The organism is Thalassospira sp. NFXS8 (assembly GCF_040148805.1).
Classification (GTDB): domain Bacteria; phylum Pseudomonadota; class Alphaproteobacteria; order Rhodospirillales; family Thalassospiraceae; genus Thalassospira.
Genome location: NZ_JAGEMF010000001.1, coordinates 1885683 through 1908759, shown reverse-complemented (window position 1 = coordinate 1908759; position 23077 = coordinate 1885683). Strand labels below are relative to the sequence as shown.

Here is a 23077-nt window from a genome sequence, read left to right as displayed (position 1 = left end):
TCCAGCCGAAAGTCCGGATTGGTGCCAGCCCTAGTTCGAAATGGCTTTGTCGTTTTTGTCAAAGCGGTGAATACGTTCGGGGTCCGGCGTTAACCAGATGCGGTCATTTCCGCTTAGCGGCACTTCGCCGGTAGCACGGACCGTCATCGGGCCAATATTGTCTGCATTCACATGCAAATAGGTTTCAGCACCAAGATGTTCGGCAATCTTGACGGTTGCTGCAATGTCGCCCTGCTCTGTGCTTAGCAGCAAATGTTCAGGGCGGACACCGACACAGGCGCAATCACGGGCCCTGGCGTAATCCCCTTCAATGAAATTCATTTTGGGCGATCCGATAAAGCCTGCGACAAATTTGTTGGCAGGTTTGGCATAAAGATCCATCGGTTTGCCAACCTGTTCGACCCGACCTGCCTGCAACACCACAATCTTGTCGGCCATGGTCATGGCTTCGACCTGGTCGTGGGTCACATAGATCATGGTGGTTTTCAGTTCCTGATGCAGCCCGGTGATTTCAAGGCGCATATTCACGCGGAGCGCTGCATCAAGGTTTGACAGCGGTTCGTCAAACAGGAAGGCTGCGGGGTTCCGCACAATCGCACGGCCAATTGCCACACGCTGGCGCTGCCCGCCCGAAAGGGCACCCGGACGACGTTCAAGATAGTCGGTCAGGTTGAGGATTTTGGCCGCATTGCGTACTTTTTCGTCGATAACGGCCTTGGTTTCACCCGCCATTTTAAGGCCAAAGGCGATGTTGTTGTAAACCGTCATATGCGGATAAAGCGCATAGGACTGAAACACCATCGACAGGCCGCGTCTGGCTGGCGATTCATTTGCCATATCAACGCCGTTGATCATGATTTTGCCGTCGGTAACGTCTTCCAGCCCGGCAATCAGGCGCAGCAACGTTGATTTGCCACAGCCCGACGGGCCGACAAATACAACAAACTCGCCATCGTTAATTTCAAGATTAACACTGGGAATAACGTCGATATTCCCGAAGGTTTTCTTGACATTTTCCAGTCGGATTGCACCCATTGTGGTGTTCCTTCCTTGTATATTTTGGTCCGGCGGCGGTTTATTTCACCGCGCCGAAGGTCAAACCACGGACAAGCTGTTTCTGCGAGAACCAGCCGACGATCAGAATGGGGGCAACCGCCAGGGTTGATGCCGCCGATAGTTTTGCCCAGAACAACCCTTCGGGGCTGGAGTAGGACGCGATAAAGGCGGTTAGCGGGGCTGCATCCGACGTCGTAAGGTTCAGCGTCCAGAAGGCTTCGTTCCAGGCGAGAATAACGTTCAGCAGCATGGTGGATGCGATGCCGGGAATGGCCATGGGCAACAGCACAAAGATAATTTCCTTGGGCAGGGTTGCCCCGTCCATACGGGCGGCTTCAAGGATGTCTTTGGGGATTTCCTTGAAATAGGTGTAAAGCATCCAGACCATGATCGGCAGGTTCATTAAAAACAGAACCATGATCAGGCCAAAACGGTTGTCAAGCAGGCCCCAGTCGCGAAACACCAGATAGATTGGTACGAGCACACCAACCGGCGGCATCATTTTCGTCGACAGCATCCACAACAAGGTATCCTTGGTGCGTTTGGTCGGGTTAAAGGCCATGGCCCATGCACAGGTCACCGCAAAGATCAGGCCGATAAAGGTGGACCCAAACGACAGGATGACCGAGTTCATGGCGAATTTGAAGTAGTTGGACTGCTCCAGAATCCCGGTATAATTTTCCAGCGTCCAGTTGAAATCAAGGAACAGGGGCGGCATGTTGACCGCATCAAGCTCGGATTTGAAACTGGTTAGCACCATCCACAGGATGGGGAAGAAAATTGCCAGGCCGATAATCCAGGCAAACACCGTATAGGCGAACTGACCGAAAGGTGTCTTGAATTTACTTTCCATTGTCGCCCCCTATGCGTCCAGGTTTTTGCCAATGAGGCGAACCAGAAAGATCGCAACAATATTGGCAAGAATGACAGCAACAATACCGCCCGCCGAAGCACCGCCAACGTCATATTGAAGCAGGGCCTGGGTATAAACGAGAAAGGCAATATTGGTGGTCGACAAACCGGGGCCGCCGCCCGTGGTGACGAAAATTTCGGCAAACACGCTGAGCAGGAAAATGGTTTCGATCAGGATGACAACCGTGATCGCACGGCTAAGGTGCGGCAGGGTAATATAAAAGAAAATCGATATCGGACCGGCCCCGTCCATTTGGGCGGCTTCTTTCTGATCGCGATCAAGCGACTGCAAGGCGGTCAGCAAAATCAGCGTTGCAAAAGGAAGCCATTGCCAGGCCACCATAATGATAATGGCCGTAAGCGGGGCGTTGGTAAACCAGTCGATTGGCTGGAACCCGAGCGATGTTGATATCCAAGCGAAAAAGCCGGACACCGGATTCATCAGCAGGTTTTTCCAGACCAGTGCATTCACCGTCGGCATAATAAAGAACGGAGAAATAACCAGAATACGCAAAATGCCGCGGCCAAAAATAGGCTGGTCCAGCATCAGTCCCAGCAAAATACCGCCAATAACGGTAATCACCAGAACGGAACCTACCAGAACAAGCGTATTGGCAAGGGAGGCAAAAAAGGCGTGGTCGGTCAGGAAGAATTTATAATTAACAAAACCAATCCATTCCTCCATCCCTGGTGTTAGCAGGTTGTAACGAAGGAAAGAGAAGTAAATTGTCATGCCCAAAGGCACGATCATCCACAAAAACAAGGCGATGATCGACGGTGCGGACATAACGCGCCCGGCCAGGGTCGAGGCCCGTGTCGACATGGTGCGCTCCCCGTTTGCAGTGTCTTTGACTGACCCGGGAAGAAAAGGGGTGGCGGAATTTTGCCGCCACCCAAGTCTACCAGGTCAAGGAGGTCAGATCACAGGATCGAGATCAGTAGTAACCAGCTTTCTGCATGGTACGATCCGTGCTTTCCTGTGCGTTTGCCAGAGCCTGGTCAACAGAGACCTGACCGGCAAGTGCTGCAGAGAACTGCTGACCGACAACGGTGCCGATACCCTGGAATTCAGGAATGGCCGCAAACTGAACACCAACATAAGGTTTCGGTTTCAGAGTGGAGTTGATCGGATCAGCGCTGTCGATGGCAGCAAGGGTCTTGATGGCAAACGGTGCGGCATCAAGATATTTTTCGTTCTGGTAAAGCGACATACGGGTTCCCGGGGGAACGTTCGCCCAGCCTTCTTTGCTGGCAACCAGTTCGGCATAGGATTTCGAAGTTGCCCACGAGATGAATTTTTCGGCTGCTTCGGTGTTTTTCGACGAAGCCGGAATTGCCAGGCTCCATGCCCAGAGCCAGTTGGCGCCGGTGCAGGTTACAGCGCAAGGTGCTTCGGTGAAGCCAACCTGATCGGCAACCTTGGAATCTTTGGGGTTGGTCACGAAGGACGCAGCAACGGTGGCGTCAATCCACATGGCGCATTTGCCGGCGTTAAACAGCGAAAGGTTTTCGTTGAAACCATTCGAGGTCGCACCCGGAGGACCGTATTTGCCAAGAATGTTGACATACATGGACAGGGCATCTTTCCATTCCTGACCGTCAAATTCCGGCTTCCATTCTTCGTTGAACCAGCGTGCGCCATAAGCATTGCCCATGGTCGAAATCAACGCCATGTTTTCGCCCCAGCCCGCTTTACCGCGCAGGCAGATGCCATAAACGCCGTTATCCGGGTCGTGCAGCTTTTTGGCGATGTCGAGGGTCTGGTCCCAGGTCAGACGACCATTGATTTCGATGCCAGCTTTCTCGAACAGGTCCTTGCGGTACATCATCATCGAGCTTTCGGCATAGAACGGTGCCGCATACAGCTTGTCATCGTTGCTCAGTGCCGCGCGAATGGCGGGCATAAGGTCGTCGACGTCATAATCAGCGCCCAGATCTTCGAGCGGTGCCAGCCAGCCTTTTTTCGCCCAGATCGGGGCTTCATAGGTGCCGATGGTCATGATGTCGTATTGGCCGCTATTGGTGGCGATGTCGGTTGTGACACGCTGACGCAGGGTATTTTCTTCCAGCGTCACCCACTCAAGCGAGATGTCGGGATTTTTTTTGGTGAAGTCATCCGTCAGCTTCTGCATGCGGATCATGTCACCATTATTAACCGTGGCAATCGTCAGTTTGGTCTCGGCACTGGCACCAAAAGCGACGCCGCCGGCCAACAGCGCACACAGCGCTGCTCCCATAATATTTCTCATAATTCCTCCCAAAAGGACTCTTTCCCGTCGGACAACCTTCGTCATCCATTTTGATCATTTGTTCAGGACATGAGCATTCACTCAATTTTCACATCCCTTGTCAACCGAATTCGATTGTGCGTTGCAACAGAAAAACCCGCAGTCTAATGCTGCGGGTTTGCTTTAGTTGATTGTTTTTATTGTTTTAATTTTCAGGTATTAGCGCAGCAATGCCCGTGCGGTTGCTTCGTCTGTGACCAGAGATGTAATTAATTTTCCCGCCATTGCACCGCGAATCGCGGAAACTTTCTTTGCCCCCTTGGCAACCGCAACGGTATTTTGCCCGGGTATTTGCAACGGCGCGCTGGTAACGCGGTTATTAACGTCGTGATCAAGGATTTGGCCGTTTTTATCAAAGGTCCAGCTGATCAATTCGCCAATGCCGCCATGTTCCTGCAGGCTTTTAAGTTCGGCCGGGGTGATAAAACCATCGACCAGAAGCGGCGCATCGTCACCCATTTGACCAATACCGACAAATTTGACATCGGCACGGGCGGCCAGATGCAAAATATTGTCCATCGGTGCCTGTTCCTGCATTGGTTTGCGCTGTTCGGCGCGAGGTACAATCACGGGAATAGATAACGGGTAATGTGGGGCGCGGGTTAAATCGGCAAGTTCGGTTACGGCATCATAAAAGCTGGCGGCGCCATCGGTGGCAATGGTGCCAACCAGCGATACGATTTTATGGTGACTTGCATCGATACGCTGTACTTCGTTGACCATACCGCGCATGGCGCGCCCGGTGCCAAGGGCAATCACCTTGGGGTCGGGGGATTGTAAAACGCGTTCCAGCAACATTGCAGCGGCCTGTGTCATGCCAAACATGGCATCGGGGGCGGCAGGGTCGGTTGGCACAACTTCGCAATGTTCCAGCTCGTGGCGGTCGCGCAGGCGTGCGCCCAGTTCCATGCAATCAGCAATCGGATGATCCAGCCGAACCTTGACCAGTCCTTCGCTAACTGCGGCCGACACCAGTCTTTGGGCTGTCGGGCGGGAGACGCCAAGTTTGGTTGCGATTTCGTCCTGGGTGTTTCCGGCGCAATAATACAGCCACCCGGCACGGGCGGCTTCATCAAGGCGGGCTGCTTCTTTGCGGGTACGTTTAACCATCCCTGTTTTCCGATTTTATTTTTGTTGGCTGTGCGTGCGCGTAAAAGTTTTGCGTTGTTATTGCCATGAACTTGCCCAAACGGGCAGGGCAAATCAAAATCGGCGCACCATGTTGCCGGGCAATGCCGACTGGCAGCCATATTTTTTGATACCCGCAGCGCATTGACAGTGGGTTAGCAAGGATTTCCTCTAGCTCTTTTTAAGTGGTATGACCAGTACCAATCACAAATAGCACCATAAAACAATATGGCCGCCCGGAACCGGGCGGCCATAGCAAAAATGTGCCAAATTAGAAAAAAGCGTTATTTCTTCGGCAGGTAATCCGAAACCAGCATTTCGGCAATCTGCACCGCGTTCAGGGCCGCCCCTTTGCGCAAATTGTCGCTGACACACCACAGCGACAGGGTGTTGGGATTGCTGGGGTCTTTGCGAATACGAGAGATAAAGACATTGTCTTCGCCAGCGACTTCCTGCGGGGTGACATAGCCTTCGTCCTGGCGATGATCGATAACAGATACGCCCGGAAATGCCTTTAGCGCCTTGCGGGCTTCCTCGACGGTAACGGGCATTTCAAATTCGATATTAATGCTTTCGGAATGGCCAACAAAAACCGGTACCCGCACGCAGGTGGCGTGAACGGCCACGTCGGGGTCGAGAATTTTGCGGGTTTCCGCCATCATTTTCCATTCTTCGCGGGTCGCGCCATCATCCATAAATTCGTCAATATGCGGGATGACGTTAAAGGCGATCTGTTTGGTGAACTGTTCCTTGGTCGGAAGATCGTTCACATAGATGCCACGTGTCTGGTTAAACAGCTCGTCCATCGCCGCACGGCCAGCACCAGAAACCGCCTGATAGGTGGATACGATCACGCGTTTGATCGGCTGAAGGTCGTGTAGTGGTTTTAACGCCATGACCATTTGAATGGTCGAACAGTTCGGGTTGGCGATAATGTTTTTCTTGGCGTAACCGGCAAGGGCTTCGCCATTGACTTCGGGCACAATCAACGGCACCCCCGGTTCCATGCGCCAGTAGCTGGAATTGTCGATTACGACACATCCTGCTTCGGCAGCTTTGGGGGCCAGGGTTTTTGATGTGGTGCCGCCGGCTGAAAACAGGGCAATGTCGACCTGTGAAAAATCGAAACGGGCCGCGTCCTGAACGATCAGGTCGTCATCGCCATACGAAACTGTGCGCCCGATCGAGCGCGACGATGCCAGCGCAAAGATTTCCTCGGCGGGAAAGTTGCGTTCTGCCAGTGTGTTGAGCATTTCGCGCCCGACATTGCCGGTGGCGCCAACAACGGCGATTTTGTAACCCATCAAGTGCCTCTTTCTGTTTTGGTACGGTGTGCCTATACACCGGATTTCCCCTTAAACAAGTGGATAGGGTCATCCTGAACCGACCGGTAAGCTGGCCGAGATGTAAGGCTTTCCGCGGCGTCGCGCAAGGACGGTTTAGGTTTTTACTGCTTGAGATTGCAGTGAAATATGTCACTATATCGCACGGGGGTTGTGAAATGTTTGTTGATGTTTCACGATTTTGGGGGTTGTCGCATTTCCGGCTTGAGAAGGACGGCTATGACGTACCCGATGACTTTGAATTGGACTGACAAGAAAGTCCTTGATTTCTTTCGCGAACATGTAACGCGCGGCACGCTTGTTGTGCGCGTAAATGACCGCCACGAGGTCGCCCTTGGTGATGGCGGTGATCCACGCGCAACCATGACATTGCCCAACTGGGCCAACGCCATGAAAATGGCGCTAAGCCCCGATCCGGGCTTTGGCGAGGTTTATATGCAAGGTGGGCTGGATGTAACATCCGGCGAGCTTGAAGACCTGATTCGTGTTTTACGCCTGAATTTTGATGGAGGCCATTCAAGCAGCAACTTTGGCTTGCTGATTGAAAAGTTGCAGGCATTCAAGTTCCGGATCGCGCAATTTACCTCGGTCGAGGCCGCGTCCCGGCGTGTGCGCCATCATTATGATATCGGCAACGACCTTTATACCCGGTTTCTTGATGCCGATATGCAGTATTCCTGTGCATTTTGGGATGACGGGGCGAAAAACCTGACTGAAGCCCAGTTACATAAGATGACACTGACCACGGATCGCCTGCAAATTACCGAACCCGGAACGCGGGTGGTGGATATTGGCTGTGGCTGGGGCGGGTTAAGCCGTTTTATTCGCCGGACAACAGGGGCCGAAGTTCATGGCATTACCCTGTCGACCGAGCAATATAACTGGGCGCTGGAACGCAAGGCCGAACTGCCTGCCGATTTCCACGAAGGTCTGGATTATCATTTGCAGGATTACCGGGTTTTCGCCGAAGCCAACAAGGAACGTTATGACCGGGTGGTTTCGGTTGGCATGTTTGAGCATGTTGGTCGACCACAGTTCAAAACCTATTTTGAACAGGTTAGCCGCTTGTTAAAGGCTGGGGGTCGTGCTGTTATTCATACCATTATCAAGCCCCGGCCAGATTTTACCTCGCCGTGGATTGATCGCTATATTTTCCCCGGGGGGTATATTCCAGCTGTTCACGAAGTGGTGGAAGCCGCAGAACAGGCAGACCTGGATGTGGATGCCTGCCATTTTCATCCTGGCAACAATTATGCCCGAACATTAATGGCATGGCGCGAGAATTTCCGTAAAATTCAGGACCAGCTGGACCCGGAAAAATATGACACCGAATTTAAGCGGATGTGGGAATTTTATCTGGCTGGCTGCATTAATGCATTTGATGCCCGCGAAGGCGGCGGCGGAATGCGCGTCGGCCAGTTTGTGTTTACCAAACCTGGTTACCGTCATAATTGATGATGTCTGGCAGCAGGGCGCCAATGTTTGCTCTGCTGCCGATGCCGCATTTAAAGAACGCTAAAAACAGCATTTTGGTCGTTATTGTTATGTATCGGACCCGGAATTTTCCGGGTTTATCCTACCTAGCGGGTCGCAAGAACCCGTCAGCCGGGACACAGGGATGCAACCGGCCCTGAATAACCCGGATATGAACGGTTGATTTCCTTTTAGGGAGGAAAACCATGCTGTATTCAAGCCATGCCGGACCCGCCGTTAGCGTGCGTGCCAATGCACGCCGGAATACGGACCATTTTGCTTTTACCAACCCCGCAAAAACCGACGTCCAGCCCGCTTATGTCGGTTCGGTCGAACAATATCAGCAGGCGCTGTCAGTGGCGGAATTATCAAGTTGCGAGCGTGATATGCTGCGCGCACATTTGCGGGCACCCGATCATTGTATTACCGGGCTGGAGCTGGCATTTGCCGCCGGTCATTTCGGTCCGCGCATCGGGCATAAAAAATATGGCCGGGTCGGTCGAAAAATTGCCATGGCCGTTGGTCTGCCGCAATGTGACACCGATGTTAGCGATTACCTGGCGGCTATTTTCACCCTTGCCGAAGGATCGCAGTTGGAAGCCGAGGACTGGAACTGGGAATTGCATCCATCCCTGGCCGCAGCTTTGGCTAAAAGCGGGTTTTCCTGATTTGACCGGCGGCTTTAGGTCCTGCCGTGAATCTGCCCAAAATGCGTTGCTCGCCATACCGGTTGGTTAGTTTTATCCGGTGTCGGGTATTATGGGCGGGGGCTGGGGCTGAAATATCGGGTACCCATAATAAGGTTGTGCCGGGGCTTAGGCAGATAAATGTCGTGCGGTAATTTGGCCGGGCATGGGGACGATGGTGTTTTTAGGGAAAATTCATCATCGGATGTAACAGGGGCTCGTGCTGTGTCGTCCTGTTTGTAGAGATTGTTTTTTATCGTCTGCAAACAGGAGATTGCATCATGAGCCGCTTTGAATTTGCCAAAACCAGCCCCGCCCTTTTTAAGGGGCTGTATCACGCTGCGACCGTGTTCGAAACGGAAAACACCCTGGCCAAAACCCTGATTGAAATTGTTAAATGCCGGGTATCCCAGCTTAACGCCTGTTCTTTTTGCCTGCGAATGCATCGTGATGATTATCTTAAACACGGTGGTCAGCAGGACAAAATCGATATGCTGGCTGTTTGGCGTAATGCAAAGGATTTTGCCGTCGAGGAACGTGCTGCCCTTGACTGGGCCGAAAAACTGACCCTTGGTGCTGAAGCCGAAGCCATTGATGCCAGCTTTGAAGCCCTTGGCGCGCATTTCAGCACTGAACAGATTTCGGAACTGACAACCGGTATTGCCTTGATTAATGCCTGGAACCGGCTGGGCGTTGCCCAGCATCAATTGGCGTAATGCCTGACCTGAACAACATGGTTCGATTTTAACGGCCTGGTTCGGTATTTTCGCACCCTACATGTGTCATATAACCGGCAGGGGTTTGCCCTGCTTGCTGATTGAAAGTCCGGTTGATCGGGTTTTATCGGCCAGAACAGGCCTATGAGATAAAGTAAAGCGGTACAGGCGCAGGCCTGTGCCGCTATGCGCGTTGGGAAATTTGGCAAGGCAATAAATATGTCGACAGCAATTTTTGAACAGCTTCGCCCCCGGCTTTTTGCCCTGGCTTTTCGCATGTTGGGTAGCCACGCCGATGCCGAGGATGCAGTGCAGGATGTGTGGCTGCGGTGGCGTAACGTCGATGTTGCGACTTTGCATGATCCGGTTGGATGGTTGATACGGGTATGTAGTAATTTGTGCCTGGATGTCCTTAAATCTGCCCGTCGCCGACGTGAAAATTATGTGGGGAACTGGTTGCCCGAACCATGGGTCAATCCGTTTGCCAACGAAACCGAAACCGCCCTGATTAATCAGGACTACCTGTCGCAGGCTTATCTGTTGATGTTGGAAAAGCTGTCGGCAGCGGAACGAATTGCACTGGTTTTGCATGATGTTTTTGACTGGGACCATGCCGCAATTGCCGGGGTTTTGGAAAACCAGCCTAATAATGCCCGGCAGATATTGTTTCGTGCGCGTCGTAAAATGTCGGATATGGCAACACGGAACCAGCCAGATCAATCACATCAGCCAACCCGGCACAGCCACGCCGGGGTGCCGGAAACACCAGATGAGGCCGGAAAAACCGCCAGCCCGAACCGTTTGACACGCGACGATTTGGCGGGGTTTATTGATGCCTTGCAATCAGGGCAGGCCGATAGAATTGCGGCGTTATTGTCGTCTGATGTGATTTTGCAAAGTGACGGTGGCGGCAAGGCCAGCGTGAATATCAACAAACTGTTTGGAACAGATCACGTCGCCCGGTTCTTTGCTGGCGTTTGGCACAAAAATTTAATAGCAGCCGATATGATGGTTGTCGAAAGCGAAGCTGAAAGCTGGGTTTTATTTTCCAGCGAGGGCGTTGTGCATACTGCGATAACATTTGCCCTTGGCAAGGGCGGCATCGAAAGTCTGTTTGTTCATCGCAATCCCGATAAACTTGCCGTGTTTCAACCAAAAAACAGTTAAGTTCGGCAATTTCCAATCATATTCCATGATATGGGGGCCCCGAAGGTGGTTCGTCACCATCGGGGCCGGGGCTGGTTATTTGCCAATTTCATCATTGGCAAGGATTTTTAGGCCGAATGTTTCGGCCATCACGGGGGGTGTCGGCGGTGTTTTTGCCTGCATCAAGGGGGCCAGTGCCACGGGCTTTGTCGGGGTTAAGGTGATTTTCAAATGGCGCGGGTCTGCAAGCCAGTTTGCCAATTGCCCAAGGGATGCGCCCAATTGCCCGGTCTTGCCATATTGCTGCTGTGCCTGAACAACCACCATACCGGCGGTTAATTGCAACTGGTCGGCGGGAATGCCGCTTGTTGTGGCAATAATTTTCCAGATTGTGGGCATCAGGTTATCGCCGGAAATTTCCAGCGATGCGTCTTTTAGCCGGGCCGATTTGCCAACAACATTCCCAAGGCGCTGTTGCGTATCGATTAGGGGAATGTCCTGTAATTCGGCAATGATGTCAGATGTAAATCCGGCCAGGGTTGTGGAAAATTTAAGGGTGCCAAAATCGCGAATGGTCAATTCGTCAATCGCATATTGAAACTCGCCATTTTCCGTGTTCCAGCGTTGATGGCTATCCATATCAATGGTCACCTGACTAAACCGTTCAACGCCAAGCATGCCGGTAATGCGAGGGTCGGTGCTGTATTCATCGGGGATGTCAATGCTCAAGCCGCCGATATGGCCGGTTGTGGCACGGGCAACATCGGGGCCACCATCGCGCGCCGGGCCAATATCGCCCAGGGCGCCCCCCAGTTCATCAAGTGTCAGGTGAAAGGTTTCACTGCCGGTAATGCCAAGCTCAAACCCGGTCATCAAATAGGTAGAGAGGACGGGGGGCGTAAAGGGAAAGCCGACTTCACCCAATGTTTTGCCCTGCATTTCTGCAAGCTGTTCTTCGGGGGTGCTGGCCGTAACACCTTGAAACTGGCGTACAACAGTGCCGATACTGGCAATGTCAATATCGCGGAAGGTGGCCTGGTCAAGACCGATTTTAAGGGTTTCGGCAACGGTACTGCCATGCACCGAAAGCCCGCCGGAAGAAACTTCACCAATGACATGGTTGGCAAGGTTGGAAATGCTAAAGCGGTCCCAGCGTATTTCGGCGTCAGGCAGATTGTAATGCTGATCCGAGAGTTCCAGTTTGGCGATTTTCACGCTTTCAAACGCGGTAAGCCAACGGTTGAAGTCAAACGTTTCACCAGGTGTCGGGATCATATCGGGATCAATGGCCTGATCAAACCCGCCAAGTTCGATCCGCCCGATTGACAGGGAACCGCGTTTTTTGGGCAGGCGAATTTTAAGCCCGTTAATGCTGGCCGTCTCAATGGATTGCGTGGTCAGCCCGTCAACCAGAATACCGGCTGCTGAAATGGCTGAATGGTCTGGCAGGGACATTGTTAAATCAGCCAGGGCCATGTTTTTACACGATTCAGCTGAATTCCAGTTAAAATCGCTGTTATCCAGTTGCTGCAGCAAGGGCATTGGCCCTGCGCAATTGGCAAAAATGCTTTGCGCGATGCTGGCATTGCCCTGATCCGGTCCGGCGTCATAGCTCCAGGAACCTGTGGTGATTCCGCCAATATGGTCCGCCGCGATATCCTGAATATGGATATCCTCGATTGTGCTGGTCTGTTCCTGAAAGGACTGGGTCAGGCCGGGGCTCTGGATATCGGCAGCGGCAAAAGTTTCAGGAAGCCAGCTTGACGGATCAGCAGACACGTCGGTAAGACGGGCCTGATCAAACGTAATTTTACGTCCATTCACCTCGATATTGGCACCCTTAAGGGTCATGGCCCCGGCAAGTGCATCGTGCGAGGGGTTAAATCCGTAAACAGCAAGCCAGTCGATGCCGGTAATATCGACATGCCGGGCACTATAAACCGCGCCATCCGTCGTGACGATTTTAACATCGTCGCCCGACATGGTGCCTTTGAACAGCGACATTTGAAAATTGCTAAATTCGCCCCGGATCATTGATTGCGGATTGGTCAATGCACTGCGCAAATTGTTTTCGGTGTAAACCGGCGCCAAAAAATGAAGCCCGGCACCTGCAGCAGCCACAATGACAAGACTGCCAAGAATAAATTTTGCGGTTTTGGCCATATGATCGAATGAATCCCTGCAAATTTGAAAAATGTGTGCGCCAATATATCACGCGGCGCGTGCATTGCATGAGGCGATTACGATTTATTCGGTTCTTTTTTGTACCCAATGGTTTGAAATAAAATAAAAAGGCCGGGGCGTATTGGCCCCGGCCTGAAACATGAAACAGCTAAGGGTATGGTTAGACCAGCTTGTTCAGTTCGTTGATAACGGCTTCACCCATAACGGTGGTCGAAACCTTTGCCATACCCGGCTGCATGATGTCAGCGGTGCGCAGGCCGCCCTTCAGGACATTCTGAACAGCGGTTTCAATCATGGTGGCATCGTCGCCCATGTCGAACGAATAACGCAGCATCATGGCAAATGACAGCAAGGTTGCCAGCGGGTTGGCAAGGTCCTGACCGGCAATATCCGGGGCCGAGCCATGGACCGGCTCGTACAATGCCTTGCGGGCACCGGTTTCGTCCGCCGCACCCAGCGATGCGGATGGCAACATGCCTAGCGAACCGGTCAGCATGGCGGCACAATCGGAAAGTATATCACCAAACATGTTGGTGGTGACCATCACGTCAAACTGTTTCGGGTTGCGGACCAGCTGCATGGATGCATTATCGACATACATGTGGCTCAGTTCGACTTCAGGGAATTCCTTGGCAACACGTTCCACAACTTCGCGCCACAGAACGGTGGATTCCAGAACGTTGGCCTTGTCGACCGAGCACATCCGTTTGTTGCGCTTCATTGCCATGTCAAAGGCAACACGGGCAATACGTTCGATTTCGGGTTCGGAATAAACCAGGGTGTTGAAACCAAAACGAACGCCATCGCGTTCTTCAACGCCGCGCGGCTGGCCGAAATAGATGCCGCCGGTCAGTTCACGCAGGATCATGATATCCAGACCCTTGACCACATCTTCCTTCAGGGTCGATGCGCCCACGAGGGCGTCAAATACCAGGGCCGGGCGCAAATTGGCAAACAGGCCCATTTCCTTGCGGATTTTAAGCAGGCCGCGTTCCGGCTTGATATCGAACGGGATGTTATCCCATTTCGGGCCACCAACAGCACCAAGCAGAACCGCATCGGCGGCCATGGCATCGGCCAGGGTTTCGTCGGTCAGCGGGTTGTTATGGGCATCAATTGATGCGCCGCCGATCAGGCCTTCGGTGACGTCGAAATTGATGTCACGTTTTTTGGCCATCCAGTCCATAACGCGCTGAACCTGGCGCATCACTTCGGGGCCAATGCCGTCGCCCGGCAACATCAGGACTTTTTTGGTAATCGTCATTTTCAAACCTTAGCAAAGAAACAGCGGCGCGAGGGCGCGCCAGACATGCGGGAATTTAAAAAGGGCAGCGCAAAATATTTGCGCCGCCCGGAATGTTTTACAGCGACAGCCAGGGCTGGGATGCGGCGCGTTCGGCTTCAAAACCGTTAATCGCGTCGGCCTGTTGCAATGTCAGCCCAATGTCATCCAGGCCGTTAAGCATGCAATGCTTGCGGAACGCTTCCACCTCAAACTTGATGCAACCGCCGTCCGGGCCGGTGATTTCCTGTTTTTCAAGGTCAACCGTTACCGTGGCATTGGCACCGCGTTCGGCATCCGACATCAGTTTATCAACATCTTCCTGCGGCAGCGCGATCGGCAAAATGCCGTTCTTAAAGCAGTTGTTGTAGAAAATGTCGGCAAAGCTGGGCGCGATGATGCAGCGAATGCCAAAATCCAGCAGGGACCAGGGCGCATGTTCACGCGATGAACCACAGCCAAAATTGGCACCGGTAACAAGAATTTTAGCATCGCGATAGGCAGGCTGATTAAGAACGAAATCGGGGATTTCATTGCCGTTATCGTCATAACGCATTTCGTCAAACAGGTTTTTACCCAGACCCGAACGTTTAATGGTCTTGAGGAACTGCTTGGGGATGATCATGTCGGTATCGACATTGAGCATCGGCAACGGTGCGGCCACACCGGTTAAAGTGTTGAACTTGTCCATTGTCTTATCCCTTGTTTTCAGCGTCCAGCACCAGACCCAGTGCTTCGATCAGGTCTTCGGTGGCGTCGATGTCATTGGCGACGAAATCCGGCAGGTTAATACCGGTGAGCTGGGGCAACAGGCTTTCCAGCACCATTGCCCGCCCATACCGCGTTACGCCGTTTTCATGAATGATAAAGGCTTGTGCAGACATTACAGCGCCTTACACGATTTCAAGTTTACGAACGTCGGTCAGATGACCGGTTACGGCGGCAGCAACGGCCATTGCCGGGCTTAACAGATGGGTGCGGCCCCCGCGGCCCTGACGGCCTTCAAAGTTACGGTTCGAGGTCGATGCACACCGTTCGCCCGGTTCCAGACGGTCGGGGTTCATGGCCAGGCACATCGAGCAACCCGGTTCGCGCCATTCAAAACCAGCTTCGATAAAGATCTGATCCAGACCTTCGGCTTCGGCCTGTTCCTTGACCAGACCGGACCCCGGCACAACCATGGCATTGACCGATGCGTCAACCTTGCGGCCTTTGGCCACAACGGCGGCAGCGCGCAAATCCTCGATCCGGCCATTGGTGCATGAACCAATGAAAACGCGGTCGATTTTAACTTCTTCCAACGGCGTACCAGCAACCAGACCCATATATTCAAGCGACCGGGCAATGGCTTTTTTCTTGCCAGCATCGGTTACATCATCCGGGCCGGGAACAACGGCACTGATCGGGGCGACGTCTTCCGGGCTGGTACCCCAGGTTACCTGCGGGATGATGTCATTGGCATCAAGTTCGACGATTTTGTCGTAATGTGCGCCTTCGTCAGACGGCAGGGTCTTCCAGTATTCAACAGCCTGTTCATATGCCGCCCCTTTGGGGGCCATCGGACGGCCTTTGATATATTCAAAGGTTTTTTCATCCGGTGCGATCAAACCGGCGCGCGCACCGCCTTCAATCGACATGTTGCAAACCGTCATGCGGCCTTCCATCGACAGCGCACGAATGGCCGAACCGGCATATTCGATCACGTAACCGGTGCCGCCTGCGGTACCGATGCGGCCAATAATGGCAAGGGTGATGTCCTTTGCGGTAACACCGGGGTGCAAGTCGCCCTCAACCTTGACCAGCATGTTTTTGGCCGGTTTTTGAACCAGGGTCTGGGTGGCCAGAACATGTTCAACTTCGGACGTGCCAATCCCAAAGGCCAGCGCGCCGAATGCACCGTGGGTCGAGGTGTGCGAATCGCCGCAAACCATGGTTACACCGGGCAGGGTAAAGCCTTCTTCCGGGCCCACGATATGTACAATACCCTGGCGCAGATCGTTCATCGGGAAATAGTGAATGCCGGTGTCGCGCGCGTTTTGATCAAGGGTATCAACCTGAATACGGCTGTCTTCTTCCTTGATGCCTTGCGAACGGTCGGTGGTCGGCACGTTATGGTCGGGCACGGCCAGTGTCAGTTCGGGATGGCGCACTTTGCGACCGGCATTACGCAGGCCTTCAAACGCCTGCGGACTGGTAACCTCGTGAACGAGATGGCGGTCGATATAAATAAGGCAGGTGCCGTCATCCTGCGTGTTAATCACATGGCTTGCCCAAATTTTGTCAAAAAGGGTTTTCGGGTTTCCCATCTCGACCTCCTCTCTATTCGATCCTGTGTGCGGTATTGCAAAACATGATGCGCGCGGGCAGGCGATGCGAATGATACCGGGGCTAAAACCGTACGATCATCACGGGATAATCTGGTTTCCATGCAGGTAGCGGGTTACCGCCATTTCCTCCGGCGCAGTTTGATGCTGCGAAATATTATTATTCAGAAACGCGTGCCCGGGGCTGTTTTTGCCGCGGGACTGTTTTTATACACGCCAGCTTGCAAATCGCAAGCGCCAGAGCGGGTGTTTTTTCAGGCGACAACATCTTTAAATGGAAATGGTCAAAATTTGGCATCTTTGGGTAGCTGATGCAGCCCATAAAGCGGGATTGAGCCCCATAGTCTAAATAGCTGATATAGAAAAATGTGATGGCTAAGGGTGAACAATTCCGCCAATGAGATGGTTGGCGGGCAGTTTTTACCGATTCGCCATAACACAACTATTGCGTGTTTTTATGATGGTTCAATCGCCACAGACCGGCGTGGATCAATCACGGCCAATGGCGCGTGAGGTACAGATACGCAAGGGGATGTGGCAGGGCAGATAAGGGTCAGGCATAAAAAAACGGGCCCATTTTGCAATGGACCCGTTTGGTGCTGTCCGGTTGCCCGGTGGTCAGCTTACTTCTTGCGTTCAGCCGCAGTCAGCTTGCCTTTGTGACCATTGGTCTGTTCGGCGATACGTGCCGACTTACCAGTACGGCCGCGCAGGTAGTAAAGCTTTGCACGACGAACATCACCACGACGTACGACTTCGATTTTGTCGATGGCCGGGGAATAGTTCTGGAAAATACGCTCAACACCTTCACCCGATGCGATTTTACGCACGGTGAAAGAAGAGTTCAGGCCGCGGTTTTTACGCGCGATGCAAACGCCTTCGAACTGCTGAATACGCTCACGCGTGCCTTCAACAACTTTCAGGTGAACGCGAACGGTGTCACCGGCATCAAATTCCGGCACAGCGCGCTTTTCGGAGATTTTATCAAGCTGATCTTTTTCGATCTGCTGAATGATTGCATTGGTCATGATTTAACCCTCTTTGCTGGGCCCGTGGCAACATACTGATCCCAAAGGTCAGGACGCCGTTCACGAGTGATTTCTTCTGCCTGGTCAAGCCGCCAGGCCTGTATCTTGGCATGATGCCCGGAGAGTAGAATTTCCGGCACGTCACGCCCGTTCCAATTGGCCGGGCGCGTGTAATGCGGATATTCCAGCAACCCGGTTTCAAAGCTTTCCTCATCGACGGAAGCAGCGGTATTCACCACCCCTTCGATCAGGCGTATGCACGATTCAATCAGGACCATGGCCGGCAATTCGCCGCCCATAAGGATGTAATCGCCAATGCTGATTTCCTCGACCTGGTGTTCATCCAGTACACGCTGGTCGATACCTTCGTAACGACCGCATAACAGCATCACACCCGGTCCCGCTGCCAGTTCACGGCAGCGTTTCTGGTTCAGCATCTTTCCCCGCGGGCTGAGATAAATCAGCGGTAATTCCGGTGCCGAAGCACGAAGTTCACGCAGGGCGGCATCGACGATATCGGGGCGCATGACCATACCGGCCCCACCCCCGAAAGGATTATCGTCAACCGTGCGGTGGCGGTCCGTCGCATGGTCGCGAATGTCTTTGACATCTAGCGACCAGATCCCGTTTTCCAATGCCTTGCCAGCCAAAGCCTGGCCGACGGCACCGGGAAACATTTCCGGGAACAGGGTTGCGACCTTGGCCTGCCACACGGGCATCCTCAGGCCTCCTTTCCGCTGCCGGTCGCGGTTTCCGCGCCTGCCGCATCTGCGGTCACGGCTTCGGAGTCGCGGTCGGCCTGGGTGTTGTTGCGTGATTTTGATGCGCGACGCGGGCGATTGCCCGGTCCTTCATCTTCCTGCAACAGCCCCTCGGGCGGATTAACCACCAGCTTGCGTTCCGACAAAACCACTTCTGGCACAACTGCGCGGGTAAACGGCAACACAACAACTTTTCCCCGGCCTTCTTCCAGGGCGATTTCGATAACATCGCCCGCCCCAAAGTCAGCCACGCCGCGGACGGTGCCAAAAACAGATCCATCAACATGGATCGCTTTCAGACCGACCAGATCGGCAAGATAGAATTCGTCGTCTGTTTCCGTGTCCGGCAATGCCGCCCGTGGAATATGAAGCCGGGTTCCGCGCAGTCGTTCAGCACCGTCACGGTCATTGACACCATCGATCTTGGCGATCAACTGGTCACGAACGTGGCCAACGGGCGACAGTTTGAATTTCTGTTTCCCTTTGGCATCAAATAACGGGCCATAACCAACCAGATTATCCGGATCGACGGTATAGCTTTTGACGCGCACGGCACCGCGCACCCCGTGAGGGGCCGTGATCATGCCGATGCAGACAAAATCTGTATCGCTTTTGGATTTGCGGTTCTCAGCCATGTCAGTTCACAATTACCTGGTATCTGATCAGATCGTACGATCAGCCAATTATTCGCTAGCAGCTTCGGCAGCAGCTTCAGCAGCGGCAGCTTCTTTTTCAGCCTTTTCACGAAGACGTTCCTGGGCTTTCGCCTTCGGAGCAGACTTCTTGGGCTGTTCGGTCGGCTTGAACGCATCAGCCAGACCAGCTTTACCCAGGAAACGGGCAACGCGTTCGGTCGGCTGGGCGCCAACGCCAAGCCAGTATTTAATGCGCTCTTCTTTGAAGGTAACGCGGTTGTCAGCTTCTTTCGGAAGCATCGGATCATAGGTTCCGACCTTTTCGATGAAGCTACCGTCGCGAGGCGCACGGGCGTCAGCAACTACGATGCGGTAGTAAGGACGCTTTTTGGCACCGCCACGGGAGAGACGAATCTTGACAGCCATTCGGATAAGTTCCTTTCAGCTCGGGTTTAGTAGTCTTTACGTTACGGCCCTTTGCAGGGCCAATTTGATCCGGTTCGAATGAACCTTAAAGCAAGGTTCGTGCGAGACCGCTTGATGTGGTTCTTTCGAACCGGGGGCCTGGTTATTTCTTTTTACCAAACCCCGGAAAGCCCGGCGGCAATGCACCGCCGCCCAATCCCGGAAGTTTCGGCATACCGCCGCCCATACCGGGAAAACCTTTGGGAAGCTGAAGATCTCCAGCATCCCCGCCTTCCAGCATGGATGGGTCCATCTGGGGCATACCTTTGCCAAACATTCCCTTTTTGCCCATTTTGCCGACCTTTTTAATCATCGTCGCCATGGTCTGGTACTGTTTGAGAAGTTTGTTGACGTCCTGAACACTCAGGCCGCAACCAGCTGCAATACGTTTCTTGCGCGATGCCTTGATCAGCGCGGGGTTCTCGCGCTCTTTCACGGTCATCGACTGAATGATTGCTTCCTGGTGTTTTAACAGTTTCGGGTCGATCTTGGTTTGGGCCATCTGCTTTTTCATGGCACCCATGCCCGGCAACATGCCCATGATGCCCGAAAGATCGCCCATTTTCTGAAGCTGTTTAAGCTGCGCGAGAAGGTCGTTCAGGTCGAACTGGCCTTTCTGCAGCTTTTTGGCCATCTTTTCAGCGTCTTCACGCTCGATGGTTTCGGCTGCACGTTCAACCAAGCTAACCACGTCGCCCATGCCCAGGATACGGCCAGCGATACGATCAGGATGGAAGGGTTCCATCTCGTCGATTTTTTCGCCAACACCCAGCATTTTGATCGGACAACCGGTAATCTGACGCATCGACAGGGCCGCACCACCGCGTGCATCGCCGTCAACACGGGTCAGAACGATACCGGTAATGCCAACCTTGTCGGCAAATTCCTTGGCAACGTTCACCGCATCCTGGCCGGTCATGGCATCGGTGACCAGCAGGGTTTCAGTCGGCTTTACCGCATCACGGACCTGGGCGACTTCGCTCATCAGTTCCATGTCGATATGCAGGCGGCCCGCCGTATCCAGGATCACGGCATCAAAGCCTTCCTTGCGACCCATATCCATGGCGCGCTTGGCAATCGCAACCGGCTTTTCACCCATAATGATCGGCAATACATGCAAATCATTGGCGTCAGCCAGAATTTTAAGCTGCTGCTGTGCGGCCGGGCGATAAATATCGAGCGAGGCCAGCAGGACTTTTTTATTGCGCTTTTTGGTCAGGTGCAGGGCAATTTTTGCGGAACTGGTGGTTTTACCCGACCCCTGCAAACCAACCATCAAAATCGGCACCGGCGGGGTGGCTGCAAGATTGATTTCTTCGCCATCGCCCAGCATGTTTTTAAGTTCATCATGGACGATCTTGACGACCATCTGGCCCGGCGTTACCGACCGTAAAACATCCTGGCCAACGGCACGTTCGGTCGCCTTGCTGATGAAATCTTTAACAACGGGAAGGGCGACGTCAGCCTCAAGCAGGGCGACGCGAACTTCGCGCATGGCTTCGCGGACGTCAGATTCCTTTAACGCACCGCGTTTACGCAGTTTGTCGAGAACGCCGCCAAGCCGATCGCTAAGTCCTTCAAACATCCCATATCCCGTCTGTTTGCCGGTGTTTCCACCATGTGCGCACAAAAAAAATTTGCCCAGTGCTCGAAATCTCGAGGACTGGGGGAGTCACCATACGGATGACCTTTGCTGTGGGGTGTTTAAGTGAGAGCCGGGTAAGAGTCAAGCCCAAAGCAAGGCAAAAGGCCCGGTTTCTGCGCTTTTCGCTACAAAGACTTCATGGCGCAGGGAGCGCGGCGAGTCCGTCCTGTCGGACGGTCGCAAAAGCCGCCCTATCGTCAGGTATCGGGGCAATCTGGCTGGTTAATTGCCAGATTATCGATCAGGCGCGCTTTGCCCAGCCGTGCTGCGACAAAAACCCGGGCCGGACGGTTTACAACCCCTTGCATCAGCTCCAAAGTTTCGGCATCGCGAATTTCCAGATAATCAATCGGGGAAAACCCGGCAGCGGCAATTTGTTGACGCCCTGTTTCCAGCAACGGTTCAATGGCATCACCGTTAGCGGCCCGTGCGGCAATTTCCGATAGAACCGCAAACAGGGTGGTTGCGATTTGGCGTTCATCAACAGAGAGATAGCGGTTGCGCGATGACATCGCCAATCCGTCATTTTCGCGATGGATCGGCGCACCGATGATCGATACCGGAATGTTGAGATCGGTAACAAAGCGCTTGATCACCATTAATTGCTGGTAATCCTTTTCGCCAAACAGCGCGACATCGGGCAGGGATTGCAGCAGCAATTTGCTAACTACTTGTGCCATGCCGTCAAAATGGCCGGGGCGCGAGGCACCACAAAGCATGTCGGTCATTTTATCGATATGCAGGCGGGTGGCAAAGCCGGTGGGATACATTTCTTCCACCGTCGGGGCAAAACATAACTCGACCCCCGCTTCATCCATAATTGCCTGGTCGTCGGGCAGGGTGCGCGGGTAAGCAGCAAAATCTTCGGTTGGGCCAAACTGGGTTGGATTAACAAAAACACTGACGATCACCCGGTCAGCATATTTCCGGGCCAGCTTTGTCAGGCTGATATGGCCTTCATGCAAGGCGCCCATCGTGGGGACAAGCGCAATTTTGAGGCCTTCTGCGCGCCATTTGGAAACCTGGGCGCGCAGATCGGCGACGGTGTGAACTGTAAGCAGGCTCATGTCTTGAAAATCGCTTGTCTTATTTTACCGCGCGTAAATTGCCCGGTTTTGCCATGCCATAACAATGTTCGTCAGCCGGAAAGCTCCGGTTGCGCACATCGGTGGCATAACTGGCTGCTGCGTCGGCCACCTGGTCGCCCAGACTGGCATAACGTTTGACAAATTTTGGCGTGAAGTCGGAAAACAGGCCCAGCATGTCTTCGGTAACCAGAACTTGCCCATCGCAAGCCGCCGATGCCCCGATACCGATGGTGGGAATGTCTATTTCGGCGGTAATGGCACGGGCAACGGCTTCGACCGTGCCTTCAATAACAACACTGAACGCGCCGGCTTTTGCCACGGCTTTGGCATCAAGCATAACCTTGCTGGCAGTTGCCTCGTCGCGACCCTGCGATTTGAAGCCACCCAGTGTATTCACCTGCTGTGGCATCAGGCCGATATGGGCCATAACGGGGACGCCGCGCCGGGTTAGAAATTCGATGGTGTCGGCCAGTTCGGCGCCACCTTCAAGTTTAACAGCCGCACATCCGGTTTCTGCCAGAATATGCGCTGCAGTGCGAAATGCCTGTTCTTTGGATTCCTGATAGCTGCCAAAGGGCAGGTCAATAACGACACAGGCCGTTTTGCTGCCGCGCATCACGGCCTTGCCGTGGTTGACCATCATGTCAACCGTTACAGCCAGTGTGTTTTCCATGCCGTACACCACTGTGCCAACGGAATCACCAACCAAAAGCAGGTCGCAGTGGGCATCCAGGCGTTGGGCGATGGGCGTGGTATAGGCAGTCAGGCAGACAATCGGGTCGCCGCCCTTGCGGGCACGAAGGGCAGGAACCGTGACCCGACCCTTTTTATTGGTGGTGGTGCTCATGACGTTTCTCCGCCGGGTTTACCGGTATGTGCAGCCCGGTCTCCGCCGGACGGGCAGTCATGTTTACAAT

General features: G+C 53.5%; 22 protein-coding genes. 4 read left to right on the top strand and 18 right to left on the bottom strand.

What is annotated here, in order from left to right; translation table 11 throughout:
- Nucleotides 1–30 precede the first annotated feature (30 nt).
- From J4E05_RS08650 to J4E05_RS08625, 6 genes are all read right to left on the bottom strand, one after another.
- Nucleotides 31–1035, bottom strand: a complete 1005-nt coding sequence (locus tag J4E05_RS08650; protein WP_349594330.1) for an ABC transporter ATP-binding protein — start codon at nt 1033–1035, stop codon at nt 31–33.
- A gap of 40 nt (nt 1036–1075) precedes the next feature.
- A complete protein-coding gene (locus J4E05_RS08645) occupies nt 1076–1909 on the bottom strand; it encodes a carbohydrate ABC transporter permease (RefSeq protein ID WP_085588486.1) in 834 nt (277 codons plus the stop codon).
- A 9-nt stretch (nt 1910–1918) separates the two neighbouring features.
- The gene (locus J4E05_RS08640; protein WP_085588488.1) at nt 1919–2791 is read right to left on the bottom strand and encodes a carbohydrate ABC transporter permease; all 873 of its coding nucleotides are present in this window, start codon (nt 2789–2791) and stop codon (nt 1919–1921) included.
- 112 nt (nt 2792–2903) lie between these two features.
- Nucleotides 2904–4217, bottom strand: coding sequence for an ABC transporter substrate-binding protein (locus tag J4E05_RS08635; RefSeq protein ID WP_085588490.1), 1314 nt, complete (start codon nt 4215–4217; stop codon nt 2904–2906).
- 198 nt (nt 4218–4415) lie between these two features.
- Nucleotides 4416–5366 (bottom strand): sugar-binding transcriptional regulator, encoded by a 951-nt coding sequence (locus tag J4E05_RS08630; protein ID WP_349594326.1) that lies wholly within the window; start codon nt 5364–5366, stop codon nt 4416–4418.
- A gap of 302 nt (nt 5367–5668) precedes the next feature.
- Nucleotides 5669–6688 carry an aspartate-semialdehyde dehydrogenase gene (locus tag J4E05_RS08625; protein WP_085588494.1) on the bottom strand — a complete coding sequence of 340 codons (1020 nt, stop codon included), beginning with the start codon at nt 6686–6688 and terminating at the stop codon, nt 5669–5671.
- A gap of 270 nt (nt 6689–6958) precedes the next feature.
- Here J4E05_RS08625 and J4E05_RS08620 point away from each other — a divergent pair, with 270 nt between their 5' ends.
- From J4E05_RS08620 to J4E05_RS08605, 4 genes are all read left to right on the top strand, one after another.
- Nucleotides 6959–8182: a class I SAM-dependent methyltransferase gene (locus J4E05_RS08620; RefSeq protein ID WP_085588496.1), complete on the top strand. Its 1224-nt coding sequence runs from the start codon at nt 6959–6961 to the stop codon at nt 8180–8182.
- A 224-nt stretch (nt 8183–8406) separates the two neighbouring features.
- Complete coding sequence (locus J4E05_RS08615) at nt 8407–8868, top strand: hypothetical protein (RefSeq protein ID WP_349594322.1); 462 nt, start codon at nt 8407–8409, stop codon at nt 8866–8868.
- Between the two features lie 299 nt (nt 8869–9167).
- The gene (locus J4E05_RS08610) at nt 9168–9602 is read left to right on the top strand and encodes a carboxymuconolactone decarboxylase family protein (protein ID WP_349594320.1); all 435 of its coding nucleotides are present in this window, start codon (nt 9168–9170) and stop codon (nt 9600–9602) included.
- Between the two features lie 219 nt (nt 9603–9821).
- On the top strand, nt 9822–10769 hold the full coding sequence (locus J4E05_RS08605) for a sigma-70 family RNA polymerase sigma factor (protein ID WP_349594317.1): 948 nt from the start codon (nt 9822–9824) through the stop codon (nt 10767–10769).
- A 75-nt stretch (nt 10770–10844) separates the two neighbouring features.
- On the opposite strand, the gene J4E05_RS08600 is transcribed toward J4E05_RS08605, so the two are convergent.
- The 12 genes from J4E05_RS08600 to panB form a co-directional block, all read right to left on the bottom strand.
- Nucleotides 10845–12911: an aq_1923 C-terminal domain gene (locus J4E05_RS08600; RefSeq protein ID WP_349594314.1), complete on the bottom strand. Its 2067-nt coding sequence runs from the start codon at nt 12909–12911 to the stop codon at nt 10845–10847.
- A gap of 181 nt (nt 12912–13092) precedes the next feature.
- Complete coding sequence (gene leuB, locus J4E05_RS08595) at nt 13093–14196, bottom strand: 3-isopropylmalate dehydrogenase (protein WP_349594311.1); 1104 nt, start codon at nt 14194–14196, stop codon at nt 13093–13095.
- A 97-nt stretch (nt 14197–14293) separates the two neighbouring features.
- Nucleotides 14294–14905 carry a 3-isopropylmalate dehydratase small subunit gene (gene leuD / locus J4E05_RS08590; RefSeq protein ID WP_085588503.1) on the bottom strand — a complete coding sequence of 204 codons (612 nt, stop codon included), beginning with the start codon at nt 14903–14905 and terminating at the stop codon, nt 14294–14296.
- Nucleotides 14906–14909: 4 nt separating this feature from the next.
- Complete coding sequence (locus J4E05_RS08585; protein ID WP_085588505.1) at nt 14910–15098, bottom strand: hypothetical protein; 189 nt, start codon at nt 15096–15098, stop codon at nt 14910–14912.
- Nucleotides 15099–15107: 9 nt separating this feature from the next.
- The gene (gene leuC / locus J4E05_RS08580) at nt 15108–16520 is read right to left on the bottom strand and encodes a 3-isopropylmalate dehydratase large subunit (RefSeq protein WP_085588507.1); all 1413 of its coding nucleotides are present in this window, start codon (nt 16518–16520) and stop codon (nt 15108–15110) included.
- 641 nt (nt 16521–17161) lie between these two features.
- Nucleotides 17162–17566 carry a 50S ribosomal protein L19 gene (rplS, locus tag J4E05_RS08575; protein ID WP_085588509.1) on the bottom strand — a complete coding sequence of 135 codons (405 nt, stop codon included), beginning with the start codon at nt 17564–17566 and terminating at the stop codon, nt 17162–17164.
- Complete coding sequence (trmD, locus tag J4E05_RS08570; RefSeq protein WP_085588511.1) at nt 17563–18285, bottom strand: tRNA (guanosine(37)-N1)-methyltransferase TrmD; 723 nt, start codon at nt 18283–18285, stop codon at nt 17563–17565. Before trmD ends, rplS begins: the two co-directional genes overlap by 4 nt.
- A gap of 2 nt (nt 18286–18287) precedes the next feature.
- Entirely contained in the window at nt 18288–18962 is a 675-nt protein-coding gene (gene rimM / locus J4E05_RS08565; protein ID WP_085588513.1) for a ribosome maturation factor RimM, read from the bottom strand.
- Nucleotides 18963–19010: 48 nt separating this feature from the next.
- Entirely contained in the window at nt 19011–19388 is a 378-nt protein-coding gene (gene rpsP / locus J4E05_RS08560; RefSeq protein ID WP_085588515.1) for a 30S ribosomal protein S16, read from the bottom strand.
- 142 nt (nt 19389–19530) lie between these two features.
- Nucleotides 19531–21012, bottom strand: coding sequence for a signal recognition particle protein (gene ffh / locus J4E05_RS08555; protein ID WP_349594304.1), 1482 nt, complete (start codon nt 21010–21012; stop codon nt 19531–19533).
- Nucleotides 21013–21269: 257 nt separating this feature from the next.
- Complete coding sequence (gene panC, locus J4E05_RS08550; protein ID WP_085588519.1) at nt 21270–22139, bottom strand: pantoate--beta-alanine ligase; 870 nt, start codon at nt 22137–22139, stop codon at nt 21270–21272.
- Between the two features lie 19 nt (nt 22140–22158).
- Nucleotides 22159–23007 (bottom strand): 3-methyl-2-oxobutanoate hydroxymethyltransferase, encoded by an 849-nt coding sequence (gene panB / locus J4E05_RS08545; protein ID WP_085588521.1) that lies wholly within the window; start codon nt 23005–23007, stop codon nt 22159–22161.
- Nucleotides 23008–23077: the final 70 nt, after the last annotated feature.